Origin of the sequence: Bradyrhizobium embrapense (assembly GCF_001189235.2) — a bacterium.
Classification (GTDB): domain Bacteria; phylum Pseudomonadota; class Alphaproteobacteria; order Rhizobiales; family Xanthobacteraceae; genus Bradyrhizobium; species Bradyrhizobium embrapense.
This window is the reverse complement of sequence record NZ_LFIP02000002.1, coordinates 938,873-951,440: the sequence shown is the minus strand read 5'-3', so window position 1 is coordinate 951,440 and position 12,568 is coordinate 938,873. Positions and strand designations below refer to the sequence as shown.

At 64.4% G+C, this 12,568-nt stretch carries 14 protein-coding genes; 7 read left to right on the top strand and 7 right to left on the bottom strand.

Going from position 1 to position 12,568, the window contains the following annotated elements:
• Window position 1 precedes the first annotated feature (1 nt).
• Window positions 2–1,444, bottom strand: coding sequence for an LVIVD repeat-containing protein (locus tag AKN83_RS11950; RefSeq protein ID WP_050402701.1), 1,443 nt, complete (start codon window positions 1,442–1,444; stop codon window positions 2–4).
• Between the two features lie 121 nt (window positions 1,445–1,565).
• On the opposite strand from AKN83_RS11950, the gene AKN83_RS11945 reads away from it, so the two are divergent.
• The 4 genes from AKN83_RS11945 to AKN83_RS11930 are packed head-to-tail and all read left to right on the top strand — an operon-like array spanning window position 1,566 to window position 3,345.
• A complete protein-coding gene (locus AKN83_RS11945) occupies window positions 1,566–1,880 on the top strand; it encodes an ArsR/SmtB family transcription factor (RefSeq protein ID WP_050402702.1) in 315 nt (104 codons plus the stop codon).
• Window positions 1,873–2,337 (top strand): SRPBCC family protein, encoded by a 465-nt coding sequence (locus AKN83_RS11940; protein WP_050402703.1) that lies wholly within the window; start codon window positions 1,873–1,875, stop codon window positions 2,335–2,337. The genes AKN83_RS11945 and AKN83_RS11940 overlap by 8 nt, the downstream gene beginning before the upstream one ends.
• Window positions 2,330–2,797 carry an SRPBCC family protein gene (locus AKN83_RS11935; protein WP_050402704.1) on the top strand — a complete coding sequence of 156 codons (468 nt, stop codon included), beginning with the start codon at window positions 2,330–2,332 and terminating at the stop codon, window positions 2,795–2,797. Before AKN83_RS11940 ends, AKN83_RS11935 begins: the two co-directional genes overlap by 8 nt.
• Before the next feature lie 32 nt (window positions 2,798–2,829).
• Complete coding sequence (locus AKN83_RS11930; RefSeq protein ID WP_050402705.1) at window positions 2,830–3,345, top strand: SRPBCC family protein; 516 nt, start codon at window positions 2,830–2,832, stop codon at window positions 3,343–3,345.
• 1 nt (window position 3,346) lies between these two features.
• On the opposite strand, the gene AKN83_RS11925 is transcribed toward AKN83_RS11930, so the two are convergent.
• The 6 genes from AKN83_RS11925 to AKN83_RS11900 form a co-directional block, all read right to left on the bottom strand.
• Window positions 3,347–4,150 (bottom strand): DUF2189 domain-containing protein, encoded by an 804-nt coding sequence (locus AKN83_RS11925; protein ID WP_050402794.1) that lies wholly within the window; start codon window positions 4,148–4,150, stop codon window positions 3,347–3,349.
• Between the two features lie 86 nt (window positions 4,151–4,236).
• On the bottom strand, window positions 4,237–5,847 hold the full coding sequence (locus tag AKN83_RS11920; RefSeq protein WP_050402706.1) for an acyl-CoA synthetase: 1,611 nt from the start codon (window positions 5,845–5,847) through the stop codon (window positions 4,237–4,239).
• Window positions 5,848–5,904: 57 nt separating this feature from the next.
• A complete protein-coding gene (locus AKN83_RS11915) occupies window positions 5,905–7,431 on the bottom strand; it encodes an FAD-dependent oxidoreductase (RefSeq protein ID WP_050402707.1) in 1,527 nt (508 codons plus the stop codon).
• 79 nt (window positions 7,432–7,510) lie between these two features.
• Window positions 7,511–7,978 (bottom strand): hypothetical protein, encoded by a 468-nt coding sequence (locus tag AKN83_RS11910; RefSeq protein WP_050402708.1) that lies wholly within the window; start codon window positions 7,976–7,978, stop codon window positions 7,511–7,513.
• 131 nt (window positions 7,979–8,109) lie between these two features.
• Window positions 8,110–8,565 (bottom strand): GatB/YqeY domain-containing protein, encoded by a 456-nt coding sequence (locus AKN83_RS11905; protein WP_050402709.1) that lies wholly within the window; start codon window positions 8,563–8,565, stop codon window positions 8,110–8,112.
• 58 nt (window positions 8,566–8,623) lie between these two features.
• Window positions 8,624–9,325, bottom strand: coding sequence for an alpha/beta fold hydrolase (locus AKN83_RS11900; protein ID WP_050402710.1), 702 nt, complete (start codon window positions 9,323–9,325; stop codon window positions 8,624–8,626).
• Window positions 9,326–9,486: 161 nt separating this feature from the next.
• Between AKN83_RS11900 and carA the strand changes: the two genes are divergently transcribed.
• The 3 genes from carA to AKN83_RS11885 all read left to right on the top strand — a co-directional run bounded on the left by carA (window position 9,487) and on the right by AKN83_RS11885 (window position 12,553).
• Window positions 9,487–10,680: a glutamine-hydrolyzing carbamoyl-phosphate synthase small subunit gene (gene carA, locus AKN83_RS11895; protein ID WP_050402711.1), complete on the top strand. Its 1,194-nt coding sequence runs from the start codon at window positions 9,487–9,489 to the stop codon at window positions 10,678–10,680.
• 149 nt (window positions 10,681–10,829) lie between these two features.
• On the top strand, window positions 10,830–11,327 hold the full coding sequence (locus AKN83_RS11890) for a PaaI family thioesterase (RefSeq protein WP_050402712.1): 498 nt from the start codon (window positions 10,830–10,832) through the stop codon (window positions 11,325–11,327).
• A gap of 125 nt (window positions 11,328–11,452) precedes the next feature.
• Window positions 11,453–12,553 carry a mandelate racemase/muconate lactonizing enzyme family protein gene (locus tag AKN83_RS11885; RefSeq protein ID WP_083992010.1) on the top strand — a complete coding sequence of 367 codons (1,101 nt, stop codon included), beginning with the start codon at window positions 11,453–11,455 and terminating at the stop codon, window positions 12,551–12,553.
• The last annotated feature ends 15 nt before the right edge of the window (window positions 12,554–12,568 follow it).

Sequence of the window (12,568 nt, the reverse complement as noted above, 5' to 3'; positions counted from 1 at the left end):
CTCACGGCAGCCCGGCGACGGCCCGCGCCGCGCCGGTCAGTTCGAGAATATGCAGGCCGGTGTTGGCGCGGTCGACCGCGTAAATAAAACCGCGCTCGTCGGTCTCCACATTGTTGGTCTGGATCGCGACCTTGCAGCGCTCCTTGTCGCCGATCGTGACGCAGCGCTTGTCGGTCGCCGCGGTGATGGAGGGAATGAAGTACCCGACTTCCCTGGGATGATAGGGGTCGCGGATATCGAGCGCGCGGACGCCGGCATTGAAGAAAGCGATGAACGCCAGCTTCTTGTAGTAGACCGGCGCCATGCTCTCGTTCGACGAATGTGAACCGAAGCGGCCGCCGCGCTCGCAGAAGGCGCCGGAGGCCTCGGGCACGGTGTAGCTAGAGATCAGCATCGGCCGTGCCTCGGTGGTGACGTCGGCGAACCATACCATCTGCCGCGCCTCGCCGCACTCGTTCTGGATCGCCTCGTCGACGATCATCACGATGTCGCGCGTCTTGCCGTCCTTGTCATGGGCGAATTCGGCGATTGGCATGCCGGGCATCGGAAACACCGTGTGCGCGCCGTTCATCGCTGACAGCGGCATCCGCGCGATCTCCGGGAATTTCAGATTGTCCGGTGTCGGCTCCTTGGGCCCATTCAAAAGCTTGTCGCGATCGACGATCTGCAGGAAGCCGCCCTTGTTAGTGCCGTAGCCGAAATAGACGCGGTTGCCCTGCGGCCCGGTCGAGATCGGCCCGTGCAGCTCGGTCGGCACCGCGCCGGTCGCGCCCGGCTCCTGCCCGGGCAGGCCGAAATCCCTGATCTTCCTTGGCTGCGCAGGATCGGAGAGATCATAGATTTGCGTCATGCGCCGCGTGCGCCAGTCCGGCGCCCCCGACACAAGATAGGCGATGCCGGTGTCGCATTCCCAAAAGTTCTTATGCGTGTCCTTCAACCCGCCGATCCGGGTGATCAACACGGGATTGGCGGGATCGGCGACGTTCCAGATCTCATGCGCCTCGCTGCCGAAGGTGCGCAGCATGTAGACCGCGTTGCGATCGCCCTTCGGCAGATCCTTGCCGTCGCAGATCCGCACCATCTGCGCGCCGCCGGATTCGTATTTGCCTTCCTGGCCTGGAATGTGCCGCAGATATTTCGGATGCGCGGGATCGGTGACGTCGACGATCGAGGTGCCGTTTGGTTCAGGCTTGCCGGTCATCGGATTGACCGGATCGGGAATGTCGTCGGTGCCGCCGTGATGGCCGATATAGGCGATCCATCTGTCGCCCTGGTGATGGATGGTCGGCTGATAGGCGCTGCGCGCCTGCAGGTCGCTGGTTCCAACCAGCCGCATGTTGGAGGCTTCAGGCGGGTCGCCGATCTTCTGCTGCCGGGCGCCCGCAGCATTCGCGAGCAGGACGAAAAAGAACACGCAGCAAACTGCCGTAACGCGACCACCCATGCGCACCACCCCGAATTCCCAGGCCAATCTGCGTTGGCTGCGCGGAACGCTAGCACGGCGATACTGGCGCCCAAACACACGCTCTTGACATGCAACCATTTGGTTGCCTATTGTCCGACCCATGGATGAAGTCTTCAAAGCCCTCGCGGATGCCTCACGGCGGATGCTGCTTGACCGGCTTCACGATCAAAACGGGCAGACGCTCGGTGAGCTCTGCGACGGTCTCGACATGACGCGTCAGGCCGTCACCAAGCACCTTGGGATTCTCGAGGAGGCCAACCTCGTCACCACGATCAAGCATGGTCGCGAGAAACTGCATTACCTCAACCCGGTTCCGATCCATCAGATCGGCGAGCGCTGGATCAGGAAGTTCGAGCGCGGCAAGCTCGCCGCGCTCAGCGAATTGAAAAGACAATTGGAGAAGCGTGATGAGTAAGCCGGACTATGTCTACGTCACCTATATCGAGACCACGGCCGACAAGCTGTGGCACGCGCTGACATCGAGCGACTTCACCGAGCGGTTCTGGTTCGGCTATCGGATCAGCTCGGACTGGAAGGTCGGCTCGCCCTACCACCTGTCCAAGGACAGCAGCCGCGCCGTGCAGGGCGAAGTGCTGATCGCCGATCCACCGAGCAAACTCGCCTACAGCTGGGACGTGGTGAAGGAAGGTCATGCGCGCGAACAGGTCTCGCGCGTGACCTTCGACATCGAACCGCACGGCGGGGTCGTCAAGCTGACCGTGACGCACGACAACCTCGGTCCGAAAACGCTGCGCGACATCTCCGGCGGGTGGCCGATGGTGATTGCAAGCCTGAAGAGCTTCCTGGAGACCGGACGCGAATTGCCGGCCGACCTGCTCACGAGCGGCGCGAGGGAGGCCTACCATGCCTAAGCCCGAATTCGCCTATGTCACCTACATCGAGACTACGCCAGAGAAGCTGTGGGATGCACTGACATCCAGCGCATTCACGCAGCAGTACTGGTTCGATACCGAGGTGAGGTCGAACTGGAAGATCGGTGCGCCGCTCGCGCTGGTGACGAACGGCAAGGTCACCGACACCGGCGAGATACTCGAGATCGACCGCCCGCGCCGCCTCGCCTACACGTTCAAGCACGAAGCCGATCCTGGAATGCGCAAGGAGTCGGCAACGAAAGTCGTATTCACGCTTGAGCCGTTCGGCCGGATCGTGAAGCTGACCGCGACCCATGAGGGCTTCGGCGTCGGCAGCAAGCTGCTCGACGGCATCTCCAAGGGCTGGCCCGCGATCCTGTCCAGCCTCAAGAGCCTGCTCGAGACCGGCAAGGCGGTCGCGATCCCGCCTGTCGCGCTCGGGATCGAAGGCTTCGAATGACAATGAAAATCTATCGAAGGATACGTGCGGACATGAACGTCGATAAATTCAAGCCGGCCATCGTCTATGCGATCTACATCGCCGCGACCCCGGAGAAGGTGTGGCAGGCACTGACGACCGCCGAACTCAGCCGGCAGTATTTTTCCGGCAACGCGGTCGAGGTCGATCTTCGGGTCGGTGGCGCCTACATCGTGCGCACGCCCGACGGCGCGATGCATATCTCCGGCGAGGTGATCGAGTGCGATCCCCTGAGGCGGCTGACGGTTACCTTCAACGTCAACTGGCCGCAGCTCGTCGAGAAGCTCGGGCCGACGCTCGTCACCTGGGAGATCGAACAAGCCGGCGACGGCGTAAAGCTGACTTTGCTGCAATCGCATGACCGCCCGATCAGCGACGACATCCTGTCCGGCGGCCGCACCGGCTGGCCGGCGATCCTCTCCAGCCTGAAGAGCCTCATGGAGACCGGCAGGGCCATGGTGATCCCGATGCAGCCGCCGGTGCGCATGATGGCAGCGCTGAAGGAATTGGGAATTCCGATGCCGACGTGACTTACTCCCGGCGCAGGATCGGGTCGGCAAAAGAGCCAACCGGGACCACGACGCGGCGGTAGAGATGCCAGGTAGTGTGGCCGAGCACCGGAATCGTCACGAGCAACCCCAGGAAGTACGGGATCGCCGAAACGATTAGCAGCACGACGATCACCGCCGCCCACCCGATCATGGGCAGCGGGCTCGTGACGACTGCACGCACGCTCGTTATCATCGCGGTGACGAAATCGACCTCGCGATCCAGCAGCAGCGGGAACGATATCACCGTCAGCGAGAACAGGATCAGAGACAACGCCGCCCCGTCGGCATTGCCGATGGCGAGGAACAGCAGGCCCTCATCGGTGGTCAGCACCACCGTGATGAACTCACGAAGGCTGGAAAAGGACACGTTGAGCCCGAGCAGGAGCGCGAGCAGCAGCCGCACCTGGTACATCCAGATCACGAACACGAACAACGTGACGAACGCCATCCAGCCGATTTCGCCCCGCGAGCGCAGCTTCGACCAGATCGCGCCGAGCGAGATCGGTTCGCCCGCTTCGCGGCGCCTGCTGATCTCGTAGAGACCGATCGCAACGAACGGGCCGATCAAGGCAAACCCCGCCGCGAGCGGATAGGCCAGATAGACCATGCCGAGCGCGGTCAGGCAAAGCAGGATGGCGTTGCCGCCGAGCATGTAGATCGCGCCGAACATCAATCCATAGAGCGGCACCGCCTGGAAATCGCGCAGCCCCTGCCCCAGCGCCTCCGCGATGTCAGCCACGCGGATCCTGCGCACCACTGGATCGAACTTGCCAGAGACCGACATCAGCCCTGCCGCGAATGATTGAACGCGCATCGATGCAAGCGATTGCGCGAGCCGCATTGATGCGGATCAATACCGGCGGCGTAGCCCTAGCCCAGCGCCCTTAGCTCGCGCCGCAGCACCTTGCCCGTCGCGGTCATCGGCAGGCTGTCGGCAAACTGCACGAAGCGCGGATATTCGTGGGCGGCGAGCTGGATCTTGACGAACTCCTGGATCTCGCGGGCCAGCGCATCGTTCGGCGCGAAGCCCGGACGCAGCACGATCCAGGCCTTGATCGATTCGGTGCGGATCGGATCGGGGATGCCGACCACCGCCGACATCGCGACCGCCGGATGTTTCATCAGCGTGTGCTCGATCTCGGACGGGCCGACGCGATAGCCGGCCGTGGTGATGACGTCATCCTCGCGGCTGACGTACCAGAAATAGCCGTCCTCATCCTGCACGCCGAGATCGCCGGTCAGCAGGAATTCGCCGGCATATTTCTTGGCGGTCGCCTCCGGGTTGCGCCAGTACTCGAGCATGGTGCAGGGGCACGGCTGGCGCACGCCGACGATGCCGCGCTCGCCGCGCGGCAATTCCTCGCCCTTGTCGTTGACGATGCGGACGTCGAAGCCCGGCGTGGCGCGGCCCATCGAGCCCGGCCGAATCGGAAACAGGTTGGAATTGCTGCCGATCACGAGATTGCACTCGGTCTGCCCGAACACCTCATGGGCGTCGATCCCGAAAGTATCGCGCACCCAGCCGAGCAATTCGCCGCCAAGCGACTCGCCGCCGGTGAAGATGCTGCGCAGCCTGACGCCGGAATTCTTCACATCGGCCTGCCGCATCAGCTTCAGCGCGGTCGGCGGCAGGAACACGTTGCGGATGCCGAGCTCGGCCATCATCTGCATCGCCGCCTGCGGCTCGAACTTGCGGGCGCGATGGCCGACCATCGGGATGCCGTGGTACCAGAACGCGAGCAGGCCATTGATCAGGCCGCCGATCCAGGCCCAGTCGGCCGGCGTCCACATCAGATCACCGGGCCTGGGCAGGAAGTTGTGGCACATCTCGACATTGGGCAGGTGGCCGAGCACGACGCGATGCGCATGCAATGCGCCCTTCGGATTGCCGGTGGTGCCCGAGGTGTAGATGATCAGCGCAGGATCGTCGGCCGAGGTGTCGACGGTGGCGAATTCCGGCGACGCCGACTTGATTGCGCTCCAGAACGGCTTTGTCGCCGCCGGCGTCTTGTCGCCGACGAGGTAGACGTTCTTCAGCTCGGGCAGGCGGTCGCGGATTTTTGCGATCTTCTCCCAGCCGGCCGCATCGGTGACGACGGCTTTGGCCGCCGAGTTCGACAGGCGGAATTCGAGCGCATCCTCGCCGAACAGCGCGAACAGCGGGATCGAGATCATGCCCGCGCGGAATGCCGCGAGGTGCGCGACCGGCAGTTCGAGCGATTGCGACAGGAAGACCGCGACGCGGTCGCCGCGCACCAGGCCATCGGCGGTCAAGACATTGGCAAAGCGGCGCGAGGCGTCCGCAACCGCGTCGAACGAGGTGCGCGTGGTGCCGCCGTCCTCATCGACATAGAGGAGCGCGAGCCGGCCGGTGCCATCGGCATGGCGGTCGCAGCAGGCGGTCGCCACGTTGAACCGCGCGGGAATGTCCCAGCGGAAGTTGCGATAGAGCTCGTCGTAGGTTCTGGCTTCCTGAAGCATAGCTGCAGATTAGAGCATTGCAGCCAGACCACAAACCCCTGCATGAGGGGAAAGCGGTCAGGCTGTCGCCCGCTGCTGCTGCATTGCGACCTCCGCCTGGAGGCTGTCGAGGTCGCGATAGATCGACGCGACCGCCAGTACGCGGCCGCCGCGCTTGTAGCGAAGCACGCAATCCTTACCCGCAAGGCTGCCCTCCACCGCGATCTCGTCCCACCGTTCGGCGTGGCCGACATAGTTGATCGGCACGTCGTAGTGCTGGCTCCAGAAGAACGGCACCGCGTTGAAGACCTCGCGCTGCCCGAGCATATTCCGCGCCGCGGTCTGGCCCTGGCGCTCGGCCACCACCCAGTGCTCGACCCGGATGTTCTCGCCGCTGTGCGGATCGGGCCAGCGGGCGATGTCGCCTGCCGCGTAGATGCCGGAGACACTGGTCTCCAGATATGCGTCCACTGTAACGCCGCGATCGATGGCGAGCCCGGCGGCTTCCGCTAGCGCCAGCCGCGGCTTCACGCCGACGCCGACCACGACAAGATCGGCATCGAGCACGGGCCCGCTCTTCAGGTGCGCGCGCTTGCCCTTGATCGCGGTCACCGTGTCGCCGAGGTGGAAGACGACACCATGCTCTTCGTGCAGCGCGCGGACGAAATCGCCCATCTCAGGTCCGAGCACGCGCTCCAGCGGCCGCTGCTCCAGTCCGACCACGTGAACCTCGATCTCCCTCGCGCGCAACGAGGCCGCAACCTCGAGCCCGATGAAGCTCGCACCGATCACGACCGCGCGGCGCGCTCCAGCGGCCGAGGCAATGATCGCCCGGCAGTCGTCCAGCGTGCGCAACACGTGAACGTGGGGCTGGTCCGCGCCCGGGATCGGCAACCGTACCGGCTCCGCACCGGTCGCCAGCAACAGCCGGTCATAGGGAAGTGCTTCGCCGCCGGCGAGCACGACATTGCGGCCTCCGGTGTCGATCGACTTGACCTCGCTCCCCAGTCTGAGATCGATCGCCGCATCAACATAGAAATTGTCCGGCTTGAGCGGGAGCCAGTCTTCAGGCGCGCTGCCGGCGAGGAAATCCTTCGACAGGTTTGGCCGATCCACCGGCGGCGCGGTCTCGCCGCTCAGCATGACGATGCTGCCGCGATAATCCTGCCGTCGCAGCATCTCGGCGGCGGCAAACCCCGCCGCGCCGCCGCCGACGATCACGATCCTGCCGGGCGCATCGACCGGGCCCTTGATCCGAGATTTCGGCTGCTCGCGCTTCTCGCGCACGACGATGCGGTCGCCGTCGCGCTCGACCTTCCAGACGGCGAGCGCGTTGAAAGCGGGCGCTTCGGTCGCTTCACCGGTGCGAATATCAAAGCAGGCGTGATGCCAGGGGCAATGGACGGTCTCGCCGTCCACCAGGCCGTCGGCGAGCGGGCCGTGATAATGGCTGCAATGCGCATCGATGGCGAAGATGTCCGCTCCCGAGCGCACCAGCAGCACGGCCTCGTCGCCGACATGGCCGAGCAACATCGCGCCCACGAAGTCGGAAAGTGACACGCCTTGTGTCAGATCCGGATCGGAAGGAGCTTGCTGATCGGCCATGGCCTGTCTCCAGTTTATCCAGAACTTCGCCCCGAAGGCGACGCTTTCGCGAGGCCAGGCCCGTTTTCGGCAGCCGATCTCAGCTTCCCTGCATGTAGCGGACCGGGTTCTCCTTGTCCGCCTTGAAGATCTCGGCGGCCTCGGCGAACAGCGCCGCAACGGCAGCCGCCTTCAGATCAGCAAACGCCTCGAAGCTGAAATTGTTGCTGCCGGCCCGCAATTCGCCGAGCCGGCCGGCGTAGCAGGACACCAGCGGCTTCCCGTTACGGGTGACCGCGACATAGATGCTGATGTAGTTCTTCTGCAGCGCGACCCCGATCACCGGCCAGACCGCCGTCTTGCCGGACTTGATCGCGTAGCAAAACCGACCGTAGCCGATCATGTTCATGCGCATGCCGGCTTCGCCGGCCGGCGTGCCGGCATGAAAATGCCGTTTGAGCGAAGGCGCGGCCTTTCGCATCACCGCATGGACTTGTTCGAGATCCGCGGTCCGGCCGGGATCGAAGGCGAGGTAGGATTCCAGACTGTCCGCCGCGACACGAAACATCGGAGGCCTCCGCCATCCGGCCCGCACAGGGCAGGTCATGCGTAGCCCGGATGCAGCGAAGCGTAATCCGGGGTTCTCACCGAACGGATAGATTGACCGGGATTGCGCTTCGCTTCATCCGGGCTACGAAATCAGGACGACAGCGCCGCCTTCACCAGGCCGCTGGCCTTGCCGAAATCCATCTGGCCGGCGTATTTCGCCTTCAAAGCACCGATCACCTTGCCCATGTCCTTGATGCCGGCCGCACCCATCTCGGCGATGACGGCCGCGATCGCGGCCTTCACGTCGTCGTCGGACATCTGCTTCGGCAGATAGGCGGAGATCACGGCGATCTCCTCGCGCTCCTGGGCGGCGAGCTCGGCGCGGCCACCCTTGTCGTAGAGCTCGACCGATTCCTGGCGCTGCTTGATCATCTTCTGCAGTAGGCCGAGCAGATCGGCATCGGAGAGTGGCGGCTTGCCCTGCCCGCGCGCGTCGATGTCGGCGTTCTTGATGGTCGAATTGACCATGCGCAGCGTGGAGAGCTTTCGCTCGTCCTTCGCCTTCATCGCTTCCTTGACCGCGGTATTGATATCGTCGCGCAGCATCCTGGTGTCCTTAAACTGGCAATCCTCTCATGTAGGCAGTTTGCGGCGGCGGGACAACCTAGTTCCTCAACCACTCAACCAGCGCGTCGGCGCAGGCCCGCGGCTGCTCCAGTTGCGGCAGGTGACCGCAATCGGGGATCACCACGAGCTTGGCTCCGGGAACGCCATTGGCCATCTCGTCCGACAACGCGTTCGGCACGGTGTTGTCGGTATCCGACGTCAGCACCAGGGTCGGGCATTTGATCCAGGCCATGCTCGGCCGCGAATCCGGCCGGCTGAGCACAGCGTTCTGCTGGCGGATGAAGGCCTCGGCGCCGACGTCCTGGCTCATGTCATAGACGACCTGACGCAGGCCTGCATCGCCCTGCCGCGACGGATGCACGAAGCCCGGAAACAGCTCGTCGACCACGCTCCGATACTCGCCGGTTTTGGCACGCTCGATCATGCCGCGGCGGCGTGCGGTTGCTTCCGGCGTATCAGGCCTCGCCTGGGTGCTCATCAGCGCCAGTTTCGCGACCCTCTCGGGCGCCTGCCGCATGATCTCGAAGGCGATGTAGCCGCCCATCGAGTGCCCGGCGAGCGCAAAACGCGGCGGCGCCTCGGCGAGGATCCGGCGGGCGATCGCCCCCATATTGTCGTCCCTGACATGGTTGGCGACCGTGACCGGCCCAAACCGCCACAGCGCCGGGATGACCGGGGCAAAGATCCGCGGTGAGCAGATGACGCCCGGGACGAGCAGGATCGGCATCGTGTTGTCCATGCGGGAGCTCCGGACCGGGTCATTTTCGGCAAGCAAACGGCCGCTTCAGGGAACTTTAGATTAAAAGCCCGTTCCGGCCTGTCAAATCGGCGGGCATTGCCGTGTGAATCCATGCCCTTTCGCTTTGACGCCGCAGGGTGCGGCGACTATTTAAAGGGCTCATGACAACCCCTGAAAACGCTCCCACCTGGCCGGACCACAAACCGACCGCGCTCCTTGTGCTCGCCGATGGTACCGTGCTGGAAGGCTTCGGTCTCGGCGCGGAAGGCCACGCCGTCGGCGAGGTCTGCTTCAACACCGCGATGACCGGCTATGAGGAGATCCTCACCGATCCGTCCTACGCCGGCCAGATCATCACCTTCACCTTCCCGCATATCGGCAATGTCGGTACCAACGAGGAAGACATCGAGACGGTGAACATGGCCGCGACGCCGGGCGCACGCGGCGTGATCCTGCGCTCGGCGATCACGGATCCCTCGAATTACCGCGCCACCCGCCACCTCGACCAGTGGTTGAAGGCGCGCGGCATCATCGGCCTCTCCGGCATCGACACCCGCGCGCTGACCGCGCTGATCCGCTCCAAGGGCATGCCCAATGCCGTGATCGCGCATTCGAAGACCAGCGAGTTCGACCTGCACGGATTGAAGGAAGAGGCCCGCGAATGGCCCGGCCTCGAGGGCATGGACCTGGTGCCGATGGTCACCTCCGGCCAGCGCTTCACCTGGGATGAGACGCCCTGGGTTTGGGGCAAGGGCTTTGGCCAGCAGAGCGCGCCGGAATTCAACGTGGTCGCGATCGACTACGGCATCAAGCGCAACATCCTGCGCCTGCTTGCCGGTGTCGGCGCCAAGGTGACCGTGGTGCCGGCAACGACCGCCGCCGAAGACATCCTGGCGATGAAGCCGGACGGCGTGTTCCTGTCGAACGGCCCCGGCGATCCCGCCGCGACCGGCAAATATGCCGTGCCCGTGATCCAGAAGGTGATCGCGTCGGGGACGCCGACCTTCGGCATCTGCCTCGGCCACCAGATGCTCGGCCTCGCCGTCGGCGCCAGGACCATGAAGATGCATCAGGGCCATCACGGCGCCAACCACCCGGTCAAGGACGAGACCACCGGCAAGGTCGAGATCACCTCGATGAACCACGGCTTCGCGGTCGACCAGGCCACGCTGCCCAAAGGTGCGACCCAGACCCATATCTCGCTGTTCGACGGCTCCAATTGCGGCATCGCGCTGGAGGGCAAGCCGGTGTTCTCGGTGCAGTACCATCCGGAGGCCTCGCCCGGCCCGCGCGACTCGCACTATCTGTTCCAGCGCTTCGCCGATCTGATGCGGAAGAAGAAGCAGGCGGCTTAGCTCCCGATCGTCATTGCCGGGCTTGACCCGGCAATCCATCCCTTGAAGAAAGATGGATGCCCGGACCAAGTCCGGGCATGACAGCTGTTGTGCGCGGCTGGCACCGACAGCGACAATGCGCCTTCGCATCACACCACGGAAATTCCGACATGACCGACAGCACCACCCCGAAGCCCGTCTACGGCGTCTCCTCGCTTGCGGTGATGGCGTCGATGCCGGGGCTCGACTTCGTGCGGGGCATCTTCGCCCGCACCTTGCCGGAGCCGCCGATCATGGAGAATGTCGGACCGTTCGACTGCACCGCCGAGCCGGGCCATGTGGTGATCCACAGCGTCCCCGGCCTGCGCCACTACAATCCGATCGGCTCGGTGCATGGCGGCTATGTCGCGATCCTGCTCGATTCCGCGATGGCGCTCGCGGTGCAGACCACACTGCCGAAAGGTTCGGGCTACACCACGCTGGAGTTCAAGATCTCCTTCGTCCGCGGCATGAGCCAGGACACCGGCAAGATCCGCACCGAGGGCCGGGTACTCAACGCCGGCCGTCGCGCCGCGACCGCCGAAGGCCGCATCACCGATCAAAACGGCAAACTGATCGCGCACGCGACCACGACCTGCATGGTGTTCGAGCTCCCCAAAAACGCCTGAAGGCAACCGCGTCCTGGCGCATTGGAGCCATGACGAAGCGCGCTGGATTGGCGCGGGCGTCCTGTGATTGAGTTTCGCGTCCGAGATCAGGCGACATGATCCGGTATAAATAAAGGGAACGCCCGATGACCCCAGCCAACCCGGACATGACCATCCGCGACATCCGCATCACGATGCTGCGGCTGCCCTGGGCCGACGACCACTGGCTGAAGGGCGCAGCGCTCGGCGAGACGCGCGACATCCTGATCTGCGACGTCGAGACGTCCGGCGGCATCACCGGCATGGGCTACCTGTTCGTGTTCCGCCCGGCGATGAAGGCGATCGCGGCCTGTCTCGACGAGTGCATCATCCCGCGCGTGATCGGCAAGGACGCCACCGCGATCGAGGCGATCTGGCGCGATCTGTGGACGGCGACGATGACCTATGGCCGCGGCGGTATCGCCGCGATGGCCATGTCGGCGCTCGACATTGCGCTGTGGGACGCGGTGGGGAAACGCGCCGGCCTGCCGCTGCACCGGCTGTGGGGACACTATCGCTCGGAGATCCCGGTCTATGGTTCCGGCTGCTTCCGTGGCGCCGGCGGCGACGGGATGATCGAGAAGGCGCTGCATTTCGTGAAGCAGGGCTACAAGGCGATCAAGATGCAGGTCGCGCATGTCCACACGCCCGCGCAGGACCTCGACAACGTGCGCCGCATGCGCGAGGCGCTCGGGCCGGATATCGACATCATGATCGACGTCAATATGGGCTGGAGCGCCGATGTCGCCATTGAGATGGGACGCAAGTTCGAGAAGTACGATATCTACTGGCTGGAGGAGCCGGTGCCGGCCGATGATTTCGCCGGCTACCAGCGCATCGCGGCGGCGCTCGACATGCGCGTCGTCGGCGGCGAAACCCATTTCACGCGCTACGATCTGCGGCCGTTCTTCCTCAATCCCTGCCTGCCGATCCTGCAACCCGACCCGATGCGCGGCGGCATGACCGACCTGCGCAAGATCGCGGCGCTCGCGGACACGTTCGGCATCACCATCGCGCCGCATCTGTTTCCCGAACTCAATGTGCACCTGCTGGCTTCGATTCCGAACGGCATCTGGTGCGAGAACATGGCGTTGATCGACGACCTCTGGGTCGAGCCGCCGCAGATCGCCGACGGCATGATCACGGCGCCGGAGCGGCCGGGGCACGGGCTCAGGTTCAAGGACGACGTCCTGAAGTTCAAGATCTAGCAGGAACGGTTTTGG